The following is a 14,528-nucleotide window of genomic DNA, read 5'->3' as shown; positions in this document are numbered from 1 at the left end:
GGGCATTCGCCCACACGCACCTAACGATGATTCGCTCGCTTCGCTCGCTCATGAGATCGCCACCTTGATGATGCCGGTGAGGGCCAGCTGGACCAGGGCCAGCGGGATCAGCACGGTCCACGCGAAGCGCATCAGCTGGTCCTCGCGCAGCCGCGGGTAGGTCACCCGCAGCCAGATCACGACGAAGGACAGCGCGAAGGTCTTCAGGATCGTCCAGAGCCAGCCGAGCTGGTCCGGCAGCGGGCCGTGCCAGCCGCCCAGGAAGAGCACGGTGGTAAGCCCGGCCACCACCAGGATGCCCACGTACTCGGAGAGCAGGAAGAGCGCGAAGCGCAGGCCGGTGTACTCGGTGTACGCGCCGAAGATGATCTCCGAGTCGGCCACCGGCATGTCGAACGGCGGGCGCTGGAGCTCGGCCAGACCGGCCGTGAAGAACACGAACGCGCCGATGAGCTGCCACGGGAGCCAGTACCACTGCCAGGCGTCGACGATCCCCGGCAGCGACAGGGTGCCGGCGGCCATCGCCACCGAGGCCGCGGCCAGCACCATCGGCAGCTCGTACGACATCAGCTGGGCGGCCGTGCGCAGACCGCCGAGCAGCGAGAACTTGTTCGCCGAGGCCCAGCCGGCCATCAGCTTGCCGATCACGCCGACGCCCATCACGGCCAGCACGAAGAACAGGCCTGCGTCGATCGCCTGGCCGACGAAGCCGTCCGGTCCGATCGGGATCGCCAGCAGCACGAAGAGGTACGGCAGCAGCGAGACGGCGGGCGCCAGCTGGAAGATCCGGCGGTCCGCCCCGGCGGGGACGATGTCCTCCTTCTGCGCGAACTTCACGCCGTCGGCGACGAGCTGCGCCCAGCCGTGGAAGCCGCCCGCGTACATCGGGCCGAGCCGGCCCTGCATGTGCGCCATGACCTTGTGCTCGGTCTGGCCGATGACCAGCGGGAAGGTGAGGAAGACAACGAGCGTCGCGACGCAGCGCAGCACCGTGTCGAGCAGGTTCACGCGCCGTCTCCGTCCTGGTCGGTCGGGCCGGCCGGGCCGGCCGACGTCTCGTCCTTCTTCTCGGCCGGAGCCTCAGCCGGAGCCTCGGACGAGGCCTCGGACGACGCCTCGGCGGGCTTCTCGTCGTGCGCCGGCACCGGGTTGTGCCAGGGCGCGTCCGACGACCGGGTCCGCGCGGGAGCCGGGCGCTCGGCCTTGGGCTCCTCGGCCGCAGGAGCCGCAGAAGTCTCCTCAGCCGCCTGGCTGACCGACCCGTCGGACACCGACCGGGTCCGCCGCGGACGGTCCGCCCGCACAGCGGGAGTCTCCCCGGCCGCAGGAGTCCCCTCAGCCGCAGGAGCTGCAGGAGCCTCGCCAGCCGCCTGGCTCGCCGACCCCTCCGCCACCGACCGCGTCCGCCGCGGACGGTCCGCCCGCACGGGCGCACCCTCGCCGGCGGCAGCCGCCCCAGCCGCCCCAGTGGCAGCAGCGGCACCGGCAGCTGCCGCCCGCGGCGTCCGCGCCGCCGCGCCCGCCGCCCGCGCACCGCGCGCAGGCCGTTCGGCGACCGGCGGCAGGGTGCCCTTGAGCGGCCCCCACTCGTTCGGGTCCGGCACACCGGCCGGCTGGATCTTGCGCCGGGTCGGCCCGTCGCCGTGATCCGACTCGCCCGGCTCCTTGGCGCCCGGCCAGGCCTTGGCGACGCGGGCCGCGAGCACGAACTCCTTGCGCAGCGGGTGCCCCTCGAAGCCGTCCGGCAGCAGCAGGATGGCCAGGTGGGGGTGCCCGGGGAAGTCGATGCCGAACATCTCGTGGGTCTCGCGCTCGTGCCACGCGGCACCGGCGTACACCGCCACGGCGGTCGGCAGCGCGGCCTTGTCGCGCGGCACCCGGGTGCGCACCGCCAGGTGGCGTACCGCGTGCCCGTCGGCGGAGGCCAGGTGCGCGACCACGGAGAAGCCGTCGGCCAGCTCGTCGACGGCGCTCAGCCAGTCGAAGAAGCCCAGGCCCAGCACGTCGCGCGCGCTGGTGAGCGCCTCGATCCAGTGCTCGGCCGGCACGTCGACGGTGATCAGCCCGTATGCCTCGGCGCCGGTCGCCCACTCCCCGACCGACGCCGCGTACTGCTCGGCGGAAGTCACGAGGCTCCCCCTTCCGAAGAGCCCGGCCCCGCCACCAGCGGGCGGCGCAGCGCCGCGGCGGGGGCGGTGTAGCGGTCGGGCAGCGACTCGGCGGCGATCTTCTCCTGCAGCTTGAGGATGCCCTGGAGCAGCGCCTCGGGCCGGGGCGGGCAGCCGGGCACGTAGACGTCGACCGGGATGATCTGGTCCACGCCCTTGGTCACCGAGTACGAGTCCCAGTAGGGGCCGCCGGAGTTGGAGCAGGCGCCGAAGGAGATGACGTACTTCGGCTCGGGCATCTGCTCGTAGAGGCGCTTGATGGCAGGCGCCATCTTGTCGGTCACCGTCCCCGAGACGATCATCAGATCGGCCTGTCGGGGGCCGGGGGCGAACGGAATGACACCCATCCGGATGAAGTCGTGCTTGGCCATGGACGCCGCGATGAACTCGATCGCGCAGCAGGCCAGCCCGAAGTTGAAGCACCAGAGGCTGTACCGGCGGCCCCAGTTGAGCACGACCTTGACCGGGTCCGGCGCGAGCCGGGCCAGCGGGCCGATGCCGCGCCGCTCGACGGCGCCGGGGCGCGACGGGTCCGGGAGGCCGAGCGGAACCGGTCCGCCCGGGACGGCGTGCGAGTGGTTGTGCGTCACGTCCATTCCAGAACGCCCTTCTTCCAGGCGTAGAGCAGCCCGACCGCGAGGAAGCCGATGAAGAGGAACATCTCGATCAGCGTCCCTGCGCCGTACCCGGCGGTGGCGAAGACGGTCGCCCACGGGAACAGGTAGATCGCGTCGACTGCGAAGATCACGTACAGGAAGGCGTACACGTAGTAGCGGATCTGGGTGTGCGCCCAGTCCTCCCCCACCGGGTCCACGCCGCACTCGTAGGTCAGGAGTTTCTCGGGCGAGTACACCACCGGGCGCAGGAGCCGGTTGGTGGTGAACGCCACGGCGACGAAGAGCACGCCGACGACGGCGAGCAGACCCATCGCGGCGTACGCGTCGAAGTAGCCGCCGCCGACCGCCGGGTCGGCCGCGACGGCAGCCGCCTGCTGCCCCTCCATGCCTTCGCCCTCCACATCGGCCGTGAACCACCCCTCAAGGCAGTTCTACGACGTTTCTTTGCACGGTCATAACCATGGCCAATGCGTGAGTCTAAGGGGACGGCTCGGCTCCCCCCGAACCCTGCCCGCTCCGCAAGACACCACGTGGACACCCGGTGGCCGTCCGGGTGCCGCCCGGCACTCCGCGGCAGGGTGGGGATAACCCCCGCCCGAGGAGATGTATCACCCCCATGGCACCGACCGCCCCGGGTTCGGGAAGCTTGGATCACCAGCTCGACCACGAGGGACGGTAGATCCAGATGAAGCCTGTGCACCGGCGCGCCGTCGCCGCCGTCAAGGAGCAGGACGCGCGGATGGAGCGCGCCCCGCTGTACGGCGCCCGGATGTGGCGGCAGGCCGGGCAGCTGATGCTCAACCTGCCGCTCGGCATCGCCGGGTTCGTCTTCGCCGTCGCCATGCTCGCGATCGGCCTGGGCCTGTCCGTGACGGTGATCGGCCTGCCGCTGCTGGCCGCCGGGCTGGCCGGCTGCCGCGGCCTCGGTGGGCTGGCCCGCCGCCGGGCCCGGGCGGCGTACGGGTCGGAGATCGGCGACCCGGAGCCGGTGCCCCGGCGCCGTCCCGGCCTCGCCGGCTTCTCGATCGCCAACCTGACCGACCTGCTGAACTGGCGCTCGGCGCTCTACAACGTGCTGCTGCTGCCGTGGGGTCTGCTGAGCTTCACCGTGACGCTGGTCAGCACCATCGTGCTCTGGCCGGTGCTGCCGTGGGTCACCCGCTTCCTGGCCGCCGTGGACCGGATCCTGGTCGAGGCGCTGCTCTCCCCGGGCGCCCTGTCCGAGCGCGTCCGCGAGCTGGAGGAGGACCGCGGCACCGTGGTCGACGCCGCCGCCGCCGACCTGCGCCGGATCGAACGCGACCTGCACGACGGCGCCCAGGCCCGGCTGGTCGCCCTGGCGATGGACCTCGGCATGGCCAAGGAGCGCCTGCGCGAGGTGGAGACCCCGGAGGACATGGCCGCCGCCGCGACGATGGTCGACAACGCGCACGGCGAGGTGAAGCTGGCCCTGCGGGAGCTGCGCGACCTGGCCCGCGGCATCCACCCGGCGGTGCTCACCGACCGCGGCCTGGACGCGGCCCTCTCCGCGGTGGCCGCCCGCTGCACCGTCCCCGACGGGGTCAGGGTGAACGTCGGGCTGCGCGGCCCGGACGGGGTGGCCGAGCGCCCGGACTCGGCGGTCGAGGGCATCGCCTACTTCACGGTCAGCGAGCTGCTGACCAACGTGTCCAAGCACGCCGGCGCCCGAACCGCCTCCGTGGAGGTGTGGCGCTCCGACGACCAGCTGATGCTCCTGGTCCAGGACGACGGCAAGGGCGGCGCGGCGGCCTACCCGGGCGGCGGCCTGGCCGGGCTGGCCGAGCGGGTGCAGGCGGTGGACGGGGTGTTCCTGGTGGAGAGCCCGGCGGGCGGCCCGACCACCGTCACCGTCGAGCTGCCCTGGCACACCCGCCACACCCGCCGCTGAGCCCACCGAGGGAACAGAAAGGCGCCGGGACCTCGTCGAGGCAGCGACGAGGTCCCGGCGCCGCACCAGTACGGCGGCCGGCCCGCGGAACCCTTGCGCGGCGTGCGGCCCGGCCGCCGTACCGGGATCTGACGGGATCTAGGAGGTCGTCTCCAGCGTGCCGAGGGTGACGTCGGCCGTCTGGGTGTTGCCGTCCCGGGTGTAGGTCACGGTGACCTTGCTGCCCGGGGTCAGCGAGGCGAGCGCGGTGGTGAGGGCGTTCAGCGAGTCGACCGGGGTGTCGCCGATCTTGGTGATGACGTCCCCGGCCTGGAGCCTCGCCGAGGCGGCCGGGCCGCCGGGGGTGACCGCCACGATGACCGCGCCGGCCGGCTGGAACTGCTGGTTGAAGCTGGTCCGGGCGGTGATGCCGAGCGCGGCCCGGCCGGAGTTGGTGACCTTGCCCTGCTTGATCAGCTGGTCGGCGATGTTGGTGATGGTGGACGCCGGGATGGCGAAGCCGATGCCGGGCGCGGCGGCGCCGTTGGCCTGCGGCTCGGCCGCGGCGAGGGTGTTGATGCCGATCACCTGGCTGTCCAGGTTGACCAGGGCACCACCGCTGTTGCCGGGGTTGATCGCGGCCGAGGTCTGCACCATGTTGCCGATGGTGGCGCCCGGCGAGCCGGCGCCCCTGGGCTCGGAGACGGTCCGCCCGGTGGCCGACACGATGCCCTGGGTGACGCTGCTGGAGAGCCCGAGCGGGCTGCCCATGGCCAGCGTGATCTGGCCGAGCTGGACCTTGCCCGAGTCGCCGAAGGCGGCCGGCTTGAGGCCGCTCGGCGGGCTGCTGAGCTTGATCACCGCAAGGTCGGAGTCCGGGTAGCTGCCGACCAGGGAGGCGTCCAGCGACTTGGTGCTGTTGGCCAGGGTGACGGCGAAGGTGGTCGCGGTGCCGACCACGTGGGCGTTGGTGACGATGTCGCCCTTGTCGTCGTAGACGATCCCGGAGCCGAGGCTCTCGCCGGTGGTGATCTGCACCACGGAGGGCAGCACGTCGGCGATCACCTTCTGGTACGCATCCTGCAACTGGTTGCCGCTCGCGGGCGGGGCCGAGGCCGGCGAGGCGGGCTTGGGCGCGCCGGAGGAGGCGGCCGGGGAGCCGGAGGAGGACAGGGAGGAGGACGAGCCGCTGCTGCACCCTGCCAGGGCGGTCAGCGCGACGACCGCGACCGGGGTGAGCAGCCGTCCCTGGATCGCCTTCGGCCCGGTGGGCCGCGGCCCGGCCGGGAGGGGGCGGTTGTGTTCCTTCTTTCGGCTCACCTTGGCTGCCTCCGATTCGTCACCAGGCCGAGAGCACAGAAATCTTTGTCAGCATTTCACCAATTTGTCCGAATTGATGGCTCGACTCGCCCGATCGTGGCGACCGAACCGGGACGGCCTAGGATCGGGCCATGACCTGGTTGATCACCGGCGGTGCCGGATACATCGGCGGACACGTCGTCCGTCAGTTGCTCGACGCGGGCGAACGCGTGGCCGTCCTGGACGACCTCAGCACCGGCGACGCCTCCCGGCTGCCGGCCGGCGTGGCCCTGGTCGAGGGTTCCACCTTGGACCGCGCCGCCCTGGATGCCGCGATCCGCACGCACGAGGTCGAGGGTGTCCTGCACTTCGCTGCGAAGAAGCAGGTCGGCGAGTCGGTCGAGAAGCCGTTCTTCTACTACCGAGAGAACATGATCGGCCTGCAGACCGTGCTGGAGGCCGCCGCCGAGGGAGGCGTCAAGCGCTTCCTCTTCTCTTCCTCCGCCGCGGTCTACGGCATGCCGGACGTCGACCTGGTCACCGAGTCCACCCCGTGCGCCCCGATGAGTCCGTACGGCGAGACCAAGCTGGCCGGCGAATGGCTGGTCGCCGCGGCCGGCCAGGCCTACGGGATGTCCACCGTGGCCCTGCGCTACTTCAACGTGGCCGGCGCCGCCTCGCCGGAGCTCTCCGACGCCGGGGTGTTCAACCTGATCCCGATGGTCTTCGAGCGGCTCACCGCCGGTCAGGCGCCGCGGATCTTCGGCGGCGACTACCCGACCCCGGACGGCACCTGCGTCCGCGACTTCATCCACGTCTCCGACATCGCCTCGGCCCACGTGGCCGCCGCCAAGCGGCTCGCCGCCGACCCGGCCGGGGCGACCTCGCTGGTGCTCAACATCGGCCGCGGCGAGGGCGTCAGCGTCAAGGAGATGCTTGAGGTGATCGGCAAGGTCACCGGCTACGACACCACTGCCGAGGTGACCCCGCGCCGCCCCGGCGACCCGGCCCGGGTGGTGGCCTCCGCCGACCTGATCCGGCGCGAGCTTGGCTGGAGCGCGCGCCACGGCGTGGAGGAGATGGTCGCCTCCGCGTGGGAGGGCTGGTGCAGCCGCCACCCCGAGGCCCGCAAGGCCTGAGGCCCGTCCTGACCCCGCACCACCGGCACGGCGGTGTCCGCCCCACTCAGTGGGCGGGCACCGCCGTGCCGTAGAAGGCGTCCAGCGCGTACACGCAGCGGTCCTTGGAGCCGACGAAGACCCGCCCGCCGACCGCCACCGGGGAGCCGGTGAGCTCGCCCTTGGTGCCGAGCTCCCAGCGCAGCTGACCGCTCGCCAGGTCCACGGTGTGCAGCGAGTGGTCCCGGCTGCCGAGGTGAACCAGGCCATCGGCGACCGCCGGGGAGCCGACGATCTCGCCGCGCGCGGTGTAGCGCCAGCGCTCCCGCCCGGTGGCCGCCTCGAAGGCGTACAGCACCTCGCCGCTGCCGACCAGCACCATGCCGTCGCCGACCACCACCGGCTCGGCGCCCTGACGGCTGCCGGTGACACCGCGCCAGCGGTCCCGGCCGGTGGCCGCGTCCAGCGCGTACACCGTGCCCAGGTAGTCGGCCACGTAGACGGCGTCGGCGTCCAGCGCGGGCGGGGTGAAGAGCACCACCGGGGCCTCGAAGCGCCAGCGCTCGACGCCGCTGGCCGCGTCCAGCGCGTACACCCGGGTGCCGGCCGTCACGTACAGCACACCGCCGCGCTCGACCGGGTGCGAGGGGACGTCCTCGCCGACCGGGAAGGACCAGCGCAGGCCCGCGCCGCGCAGGTCGACGCTGCGCAGCCGCCCGGCGCCGTAGTAGTACGCGGCGCCGGCCACCAGGACCGGGCCGGACTGCGGGTTCTCGTAGTCCTGCTGCGCGTCGTCAGCGCGCCACAGCTCGGCGCCGGTGGCGGCCGAGCGCAGCTGGACGCCGCCGCCCCGGATGCCGCAGCAGAGCACGCCGTCGGCGGCGGACAGCGAGTAGACCCAGCCGTCCAGCGAGGTGCGCCAGCGCTCGGTGCCGTCCGCTACGTCCACGGTGTACAGGTGCGGGCCGTCGGCGGCGTGCACCCGGCCCGCGTCGACGGCGAGCGCCCAGGCGACGTCCCGGGTCTTGTAGCGGCGCTGGCCGGAGGCGATGTCCAGCGCGTGGACCTCGAAGCTGGACACGAACAGCGTGCCGTCGGCGATCACCGGGGTGCCCCAGACGTCGTTGGACATCCGGAACCGCCAGGGCCGCCAGCGCGGCGCCGGGACCGGGGGCTGGGCGGGCGGCTGGACCGGGGCCTCGACCGGCGGCGGGGTGGCCCGGCGGACCCAGTCGGTCTCGGCCGGCGCGGCCCCCGGGCCGGTCTGCTCGTGCTCGGCGCGCGGCCCGGGGCCTATCCGCACCGAGGCGCCGGGCAGCCGCACCTCGGCGCCGCCGCCGGGGGTGGGCGCGCGGTGCTTGTTGGGGGAGGCGATCTTCTCGGTGGCGATCTCACCCTCGGAGACCGCACCGGGACGGGCGTACACCGGCCCGAGCTGCGGCGGGGCGTGCCCGCCCGGGTGCTGGGTGCGCGGGTCCTCCTCGCCGGGGCGCTGCGTCGGCACCTGCTGGTGCTGCTGCGGCGGCTGGTTCGTCTGCGGCGGCTGGTGAACAGCCGGCCCGACCTGCGGCGGCTCGGGCCGGCCCAGCGGCGCGGTGCCCGGGGAGGGGACGGCGGGCGGAGAGGGGATGGCGGGCGGGGCCGGCTGGGCGGCCGGGCGGCGGCCGCGTTTGCGCTCGATCAGCTCCAGCGCATTGGCCGGCAGCCAGTCCCCGGCCTCGCCGGAGGCATCGTCCCGGGAGAACAGGTGCGGGGCCAGCTCGGCCTGGATCTGGGCCGGGGTGGGCCGGTGCTCCTGCGAGGGCCGCATGCAGGCGCGGACCAGGTCCATCAGCTCGACCGGCATCCCGGAGTAGTCGGGCTGCTCGCGCAGCAACTGGAACACCGTCTCGACCGGGTTGGAGCCCCGGAACGGCGGGTGGCCGGTGGCGCAGAACACCATCAGCGAGCCGAGCGAGAAGACGTCGCTGGCGCCCCGGACGGTCCGGCTGTCCCGGGCCTGCTCGGGCGACATGTAGGCGGGGGTCCCGACGGCGACGTTGGTCATGGTGAGCCGGGTGCTCGACACCCCCGCCGCGATGCCGAAGTCGATCACCTTGGGGCCGTCCTCGACCACCAGGACGTTGGAGGGCTTCAGGTCCCGGTGGATCAGCCCGGCGGCGTGGATGGACTGCAGCGCCTCGGCGATGCCGGCGATCAGCCAGCGGGTGGCGTCCACCGGCAGCGGGCCGCACTCCTCGACCAGGTCCTCCAGGGAGGGCGCCGGAATGTACGCGGTGGCCAGCCAGGGCACCCGGGCGTCGGCGTCGGCGTCCACGACGGCCGCGGTGTAGAAGCCGCCGACCGTCTTGGCCGCGGCGATCTCCCGGGCGAAGCGGACCCGGAACAGCTCGTCCTCGGCCAGCTCCCCCCGGACGGTCTTGATGGCCACTCGCCGGCCGGAGGCGGAGCGCGCCAGGTAGACCAGGCCCATCCCGCCCGCGCCGAGCCGCCCCAGCACCTCGAAGGGCCCGATCCGCCTCGGATCGTGCGCCGTCAGCTGGTCCACTCCGCTGCCACCTCCCCGTTTTCCGCACCCGCCGCGTGGTGCCGGACCCGATTCTCCATGGCCGCCCGGCCCATCTCCAACCTCCCCGCTCATCGCCGACGGGGGCCGCGGGCCCGGCACCGCCAGGTCAGTGGCGGCGGAACGGCCGGATTCTGACGCCCGCTCCGGATGTGGCTTGCGCCCGGACCGTCCGCCGCCCTCGTCGGCGACCGGTCGCGCGCCATCGAATCTCGTCACGCTCTGTCACCCGACCACCCCTCAGTGGACTCGCCGTCACGCTGTGAGATCAAAAGCACACGGGGGGGCTACAACGGAGCCGCCGGAGCGTGGTGAATATCCGTCCGAAGTGGTTCATGCCCCTATACCAACCCCCCGTGCGGAGTAATAGTCGCATCACCGAATCGCGCCAAGATCGTGCCACGGTAAGCTGACGGCATGACAGGACAAGTTCGCACCGTCGACGGTCGCGTCGCCGGGCGACGCGGACAGGAGACGCGGCAGAAGCTGCTCGACTGCCTCCGCGAGATGCTCAGCACGTCGCCCTATCGGGACGTCAAGGTCATCGACGTCGCCCGTATGGCGGGTACCTCCCCCGCGACCTTCTACCAGTACTTCCCGGATGTCGAGGGCGCAGTCCTCGAAATCGCCGAGGAAATGGCCAAGGACGCCGACACCCTCAAAGAGCTGGTGGCCGGAAAGTCCTGGGCAGGGAAGTCCGGACCGACCACTTCGGAAGAACTGGTCGACGGATTCCTCGCCTTCTGGCGCAAGAACGACGCCATTCTCCGAGTGGTCACGCTCGGTGCCGCCGAAGGGGACAAGCGGTTCTTCAAGATCCGCATGACGGTCCTCAACGCGGTCGCCAAGCCGCTCGCGGATTCCGTCAAGGAACTCCAGGCGAAGGGGCAGGCCGACAAATCGCTCGACCCAAATGCCGTCGCCGGGGCCCTGGTCTCGCTGCTCGCCTCGGCGGCCGAGCACCAGAAGGCCTTCACCTCCTGGGGCGTCAAGATCAAGGACCTCAAGCCCAATCTCGCTCCCCTGGTGTACCTGGGCGTCACCGGCAAGAAGCCGCCCAAGTAGACCATCCACTCATCCGACCATCCGCTCCGCGCGTAGCCCCGGCCTCCTGTCCGGGGAACGACGGACGGCGGCCGTGTCCTCGGGGGAGGTCCGCCGACGTACCGCAGCGCGCGCCAGAGCCAGACATGCCAGTGGGCGGGCACCCCTCACACAGGGTGCCCGCCCACCGGCATGTTTATGACAGACCGCTACGGACAGCGCACGACCTGGCCGGCGTAGGCGAGGCCGCCGCCGAAGCCGAACAGCAGGACCGGGTCGCCGGGCGACAGCTCCCCGCGCTCGACCAGCTTGGAGAAGGCCAGCGGGATGGACGCGGCCGAGGTGTTGCCGGAGTCCACCACGTCCCGGGCGACCACCGCGTCGGGAGCGCCCAGCTTCTTCGCGATCGCGTCGATGATCCGCAGGTTGGCCTGGTGCGGCACGAAGCCCTTCAGCTCGGACGGGTCGATCCCGGCCCGCTCGCAGGCCTGCCGGGCCAGCGGGGCGAGCTGGGTGGTGGCCCAGCGGAACACCGCCTGGCCCTGCTGGCTGATCACCGGGTCCCAGCCGGTGATCACCACGGCGTCGCCCCGCTCCGGCTCGGAGCCCCAGACCACCGGGCCGATGCCGGGCTCGGCGCCCTCCTCCTGGGCCTCCACGACCGCGGCCCCGGCACCGTCGCCGAAGATCACGCAGGTCGACCGGTCGGTCCAGTCGAGGGTGTCGGACATCCGCTCGGCGCCGATCACCAGCGCGCGCCGCGCCGCACCGGCCCGGATCGCGTGGTCCGCGGTGGCCAGCGCGTACGAGAAGCCGGAGCAGACCGTGTTGATGTCGTACGCGGCGGGCGACCGGACGCCGAGACGGGCGGCCACGGCGGCGGCCGTGTTGGGACTGCGCTCGATCGCGGTGCAGGTGGCGACGACGACCAGGTCGATCTCGTCGGCCGTCCGGCCGCTGCGGGCCAGCGCCTTCTGCGCCGCCTCGGTGGCGAGGTCGACGAGGCTCTCGCCCTCGGCGATGTGCCGGGTCCTGATCCCCACCCGGCTGCGGATCCACTCGTCGGTGGTGTCGACGAGCGCCGCCAGGTCGTCGTTGGTGAGGACCTTGGGGGGCTGGTAATGGCCGAGTGCCACAATGCGCGAACCGCTCATAGTGCCATGCAACCGGGTTACCCGCTGGTCAGCGGGGCGCGACCGGCTACAGGATCCGCCCCCGCGAACTGTAGGAGCCCAACAAGGGGCGTTGCGGCGTCTGGCCTCTGCGTCTGCCGAGGTCAGGCGGCCAGCGAGCCCGCGTCGCCCATGACGATCACCGGATGGGCCGCCGGGTCCAGGGAGCGGATCAGCTGGGCCATCTTGTCCTCGGGTATGGAGACGCAGCCGTGGGTGGGGCCGTCGTGGTCGACGTGGATCCAGATGCCGCCGCCCTTCGAGGCGCCGTTCGGGCGGCGGCTGTCGAGCGGGGAGTTGCCGGGGACCCGGTTGTAGTTGATCGCGACGACGTAGTCGAAGGAGCCGGCCAGCTGGTCGCCGAAGAAGCCCGTCCCGGAGACCACGAAGCTCGGGTCCTTGTCGTAGGGGAGCTTGCCGCCGGGGTCGGCGTTGCGGCCGCCGGCGTCGGTGAGGGTGAAGACGCCGACCGGACTGCGCAGGTCGCCCTCGCGGTGGTCGGCGGTCCAGCCGTTCTTGCCGTTGTGGCCCTGCCAGGTCTCGCCGGCCAGCCAGCGGCCCTCGGGGGTCCTGGTCCAGAGGGTGACGGTGTTCTTGTCGGTGTCCTTGCCCTGGCCGGAGGCGAGCACCACCTGGGTGGTCTCGGCCGGTATCCGGGCGGTGAAGGCGGCACCGAGGCCGGGTATCGCGGCGAGTGAGCCGTCGGGGCGGGTCTCGCTGCGGCCGGCGGCCGGGGTCTGGGTCTGCCGGTCGGCGGCGGCCTGGGCGGCGGCGGGAGCGGGCTGGTCGGGCGTGCTGACGCCCTCCGGGCCGGGGCCGTCGGCGGTGGTGACGCCGGGTTTGGCGGCGTCCTCCTGGCCGACGGTGTACCAGCCGGCGGCGGCCGCGACCAGGAGCGCGGTGCCGGCCATCACGGCCTTGCCGTGACGTTTCTTCTTCGCTTTGCGGCGGTGGCCCCGGGCGGCCGTCCGGGCGCCCACGGGGGCCGCGGCGGCCGGTTCCGGACGGGGCTCGGGCATCGGCTCGGGAGTCTGCTCGAAGGCGGTCTCCGGCGCGTAAACGGGCTCCGGCTCGTACATCGGCTCCGGCTCGCACAGCGGTTCCGGCTCGGACACGTACGGCTGGAACGGCTGGTCGTACGCGTCGAAGTACCCGTCATGCGTCTGCGGGTACGGCTGATAGTCGCCGTAGTAGTCCTGGTGAACCGGCTGCTGGTACGTCTCGTACACCTCGTGCGACGGCTCGTACGACTGCTGCGGCACCCCGTACACCGGCTCCGGCATCGGCTCGTACGACGGGTACGCGGTGACGCTATGAGAACCGGACATGCCGTCGATCCTGCCAAACGCCGTACCCGTTGGTAAACCCGGGACGCCGTACGGGAGCCGTGAAGACGACCGCCTCCCGGGCCGGCGGTGCGGCCCGGGAGGCGGGAACGTGCAGGTGGGGAGGGGTCAGAGGCGCATCGCCTGCGGGGTCTCGCGGCGCAGCAGGTCCGGGCCCTCGTACTCGCGGATGACCTCGTAGCGGGTGTTGCGCTCGACCGGGCGGAAGCCGGCGTCGCGGATCAGGCCGAGCAGGTCGTCGCGGCCGAGCTTGTTCGGGGTGCCGAAGTTGTCCGCGTCGTGGGTGATCTTGTACTCGACCACCGAGCCGTCCATGTCGTCCGCTCCGTGGCTGAGCGCCAGCTGGGCGGTGGTGACGCCGTGCATCACCCAGAAGACCTTGACGTGCGGGACGTTGTCGAAGAGCAGCCGGGAGACCGCGAAGGTCTTCAGCGCCTCGGCGCCGGTGGCCATCTCGGTGCGCTCCATCAGCCGGTTGCGCACGACGCCGTCCTTGGAGTCGTGGAAGTCGTGCTGGTAGCGCAGCGGGATGAAGACCTGGAAGCCGCCGGTCTCGTCCTGGAGCTCGCGCAGCCGCAGCACGTGGTCGACCCGGTGGCGGGGCTCCTCGATGTGGCCGTACAGCATGGTGCAGGGCGTCTTGAGGCCCTTGCTGTGGGCGAGGCGGTGGATCCGCGACCAGTCCTCCCAGTGGGTGTCGTGGTCGACGATGTGCTGGCGGACCTCCCAGTCGAAGATCTCGGCGCCGCCGCCGGTCAGCGACTCCAGGCCGGCGTCCATCAGCTCGTCGAGGATCTCGTCGGCGGACAGGCCGCTGATCTTCTCGAACCAGTGGATCTCGGTGGCGGTGAAGGCCTTCAGCGAGACGTTCGGCAGGGCCGCCTTGAGCTCCCGCAGCGAGCGCGGGTAGTAGCGCCACGGCAGGGTCGGGTGCAGGCCGTTGACGATGTGCAGCTCGGTGAGGGACTCGACCTCCATCGCCTTGGCGAGGCGGACGGCCTCCTCGATGCGCATCGTGTAGGCGTCCTTCTCGCCCGGCTTGCGCTGGAACGAGCAGTAGGCGCAGGAGGCGCTGCACACGTTGGTCATGTTGAGGTGGCGGTTGACGTTGAAGTGGACGACGTCGCCGTTCTTCCGCGTCCGCACGTGGTGGGCCAGCCCGCCCAGCCAGGCCAGGTCGTCGCTCTCGTAGAGCGCGATCCCGTCCTCGCGGGTCAGCCGCTCACCCGCGTAGACCTTCGCCTCCAGCTCGCGCTTGAGCCCTGCGTCCATGCGGTGCCCCGCCTCCTCCGACTTCGATTCCTTGCCGG

General features: G+C 72.3%; 12 protein-coding genes. 3 read left to right on the top strand and 9 right to left on the bottom strand.

The annotated features are described in order from the left end of the window. Positions 1-48: 48 nt before the first annotated feature. The 4 genes from nuoH to KV557_RS04265 are packed head-to-tail and all read right to left on the bottom strand — an operon-like array spanning position 49 to position 3,171. On the bottom strand, positions 49-1,008 hold the full coding sequence (nuoH, locus tag KV557_RS04280) for an NADH-quinone oxidoreductase subunit NuoH (RefSeq protein WP_374106589.1): 960 nt from the start codon (positions 1,006-1,008) through the stop codon (positions 49-51). Next, a complete protein-coding gene (locus KV557_RS04275; protein ID WP_218198272.1) occupies positions 1,005-2,129 on the bottom strand; it encodes an NADH-quinone oxidoreductase subunit C in 1,125 nt (374 codons plus the stop codon). The genes nuoH and KV557_RS04275 overlap by 4 nt, the downstream gene beginning before the upstream one ends. Beyond that, positions 2,126-2,764 (bottom strand): NADH-quinone oxidoreductase subunit B, encoded by a 639-nt coding sequence (locus KV557_RS04270; protein ID WP_218198271.1) that lies wholly within the window; start codon positions 2,762-2,764, stop codon positions 2,126-2,128. The genes KV557_RS04275 and KV557_RS04270 overlap by 4 nt, the downstream gene beginning before the upstream one ends. Next, a complete protein-coding gene (locus KV557_RS04265; protein ID WP_218198270.1) occupies positions 2,755-3,171 on the bottom strand; it encodes an NADH-quinone oxidoreductase subunit A in 417 nt (138 codons plus the stop codon). Before KV557_RS04265 ends, KV557_RS04270 begins: the two co-directional genes overlap by 10 nt. 353 nt (positions 3,172-3,524) lie before the next feature. On the opposite strand from KV557_RS04265, the gene KV557_RS04260 reads away from it, so the two are divergent. Beyond that, entirely contained in the window at positions 3,525-4,694 is a 1,170-nt protein-coding gene (locus tag KV557_RS04260; protein ID WP_218198594.1) for a sensor histidine kinase, read from the top strand. Between the two features lie 138 nt (positions 4,695-4,832). Here KV557_RS04260 and KV557_RS04255 read toward each other — a convergent pair whose 3' ends face one another. Then, a complete protein-coding gene (locus KV557_RS04255) occupies positions 4,833-5,927 on the bottom strand; it encodes a S1C family serine protease (RefSeq protein ID WP_218198593.1) in 1,095 nt (364 codons plus the stop codon). A 197-nt stretch (positions 5,928-6,124) separates the two neighbouring features. Between KV557_RS04255 and galE the strand changes: the two genes are divergently transcribed. Further along, a complete protein-coding gene (gene galE / locus KV557_RS04250; RefSeq protein WP_218198269.1) occupies positions 6,125-7,111 on the top strand; it encodes a UDP-glucose 4-epimerase GalE in 987 nt (328 codons plus the stop codon). A 46-nt stretch (positions 7,112-7,157) separates the two neighbouring features. Here the strand turns inward: galE and KV557_RS04245 are convergent, their stop codons facing one another. Beyond that, on the bottom strand, positions 7,158-9,638 hold the full coding sequence (locus tag KV557_RS04245; protein ID WP_218198268.1) for an outer membrane protein assembly factor BamB family protein: 2,481 nt from the start codon (positions 9,636-9,638) through the stop codon (positions 7,158-7,160). 435 nt (positions 9,639-10,073) lie between these two features. On the opposite strand from KV557_RS04245, the gene KV557_RS04240 reads away from it, so the two are divergent. Then, the gene (locus KV557_RS04240) at positions 10,074-10,721 is read left to right on the top strand and encodes a TetR family transcriptional regulator (RefSeq protein ID WP_218198267.1); all 648 of its coding nucleotides are present in this window, start codon (positions 10,074-10,076) and stop codon (positions 10,719-10,721) included. Positions 10,722-10,909: 188 nt separating this feature from the next. Here the strand turns inward: KV557_RS04240 and KV557_RS04235 are convergent, their stop codons facing one another. The 3 genes from KV557_RS04235 to mqnE all read right to left on the bottom strand — a co-directional run bounded on the left by KV557_RS04235 (position 10,910) and on the right by mqnE (position 14,490). Further along, positions 10,910-11,854: a beta-ketoacyl-ACP synthase III gene (locus KV557_RS04235; RefSeq protein ID WP_218198266.1), complete on the bottom strand. Its 945-nt coding sequence runs from the start codon at positions 11,852-11,854 to the stop codon at positions 10,910-10,912. A gap of 122 nt (positions 11,855-11,976) precedes the next feature. Next, positions 11,977-13,200, bottom strand: coding sequence for a L,D-transpeptidase family protein (locus KV557_RS04230; RefSeq protein WP_308129764.1), 1,224 nt, complete (start codon positions 13,198-13,200; stop codon positions 11,977-11,979). Positions 13,201-13,326: 126 nt separating this feature from the next. Then, entirely contained in the window at positions 13,327-14,490 is a 1,164-nt protein-coding gene (mqnE, locus tag KV557_RS04225) for an aminofutalosine synthase MqnE (protein ID WP_218198265.1), read from the bottom strand. Positions 14,491-14,528 lie beyond the last annotated feature (38 nt).

Origin of the sequence: Kitasatospora aureofaciens (genome assembly GCF_019192735.1) — a bacterium.
GTDB lineage: Bacteria > Actinomycetota > Actinomycetes > Streptomycetales > Streptomycetaceae > Kitasatospora > Kitasatospora aureofaciens_A.
The sequence above is the reverse complement of the archived record's forward strand: the minus strand, read 5'-3'. Positions and strand labels throughout refer to the sequence as shown.

Coding starts and splice junctions, on each gene's coding strand:
- KV557_RS04270 (WP_218198271.1), bottom strand. CDS start 2,764: ATGGACGTGACGCACAACCACTCGCACGCCGTCCCGGGCGGACCGGTT.
- KV557_RS04265 (WP_218198270.1), bottom strand. CDS start 3,171: ATGGAGGGGCAGCAGGCGGCTGCCGTCGCGGCCGACCCGGCGGTCGGC.
- KV557_RS04260 (WP_218198594.1), top strand. CDS start 3,525: ATGGAGCGCGCCCCGCTGTACGGCGCCCGGATGTGGCGGCAGGCCGGG.
- galE (WP_218198269.1), top strand. CDS start 6,125: ATGACCTGGTTGATCACCGGCGGTGCCGGATACATCGGCGGACACGTC.
- KV557_RS04240 (WP_218198267.1), top strand. CDS start 10,074: ATGACAGGACAAGTTCGCACCGTCGACGGTCGCGTCGCCGGGCGACGC.
- KV557_RS04235 (WP_218198266.1), bottom strand. CDS start 11,854: ATGAGCGGTTCGCGCATTGTGGCACTCGGCCATTACCAGCCCCCCAAG.
- KV557_RS04230 (WP_308129764.1), bottom strand. CDS start 13,200: ATGTCCGGTTCTCATAGCGTCACCGCGTACCCGTCGTACGAGCCGATG.
- mqnE (WP_218198265.1), bottom strand. CDS start 14,490: ATGGACGCAGGGCTCAAGCGCGAGCTGGAGGCGAAGGTCTACGCGGGT.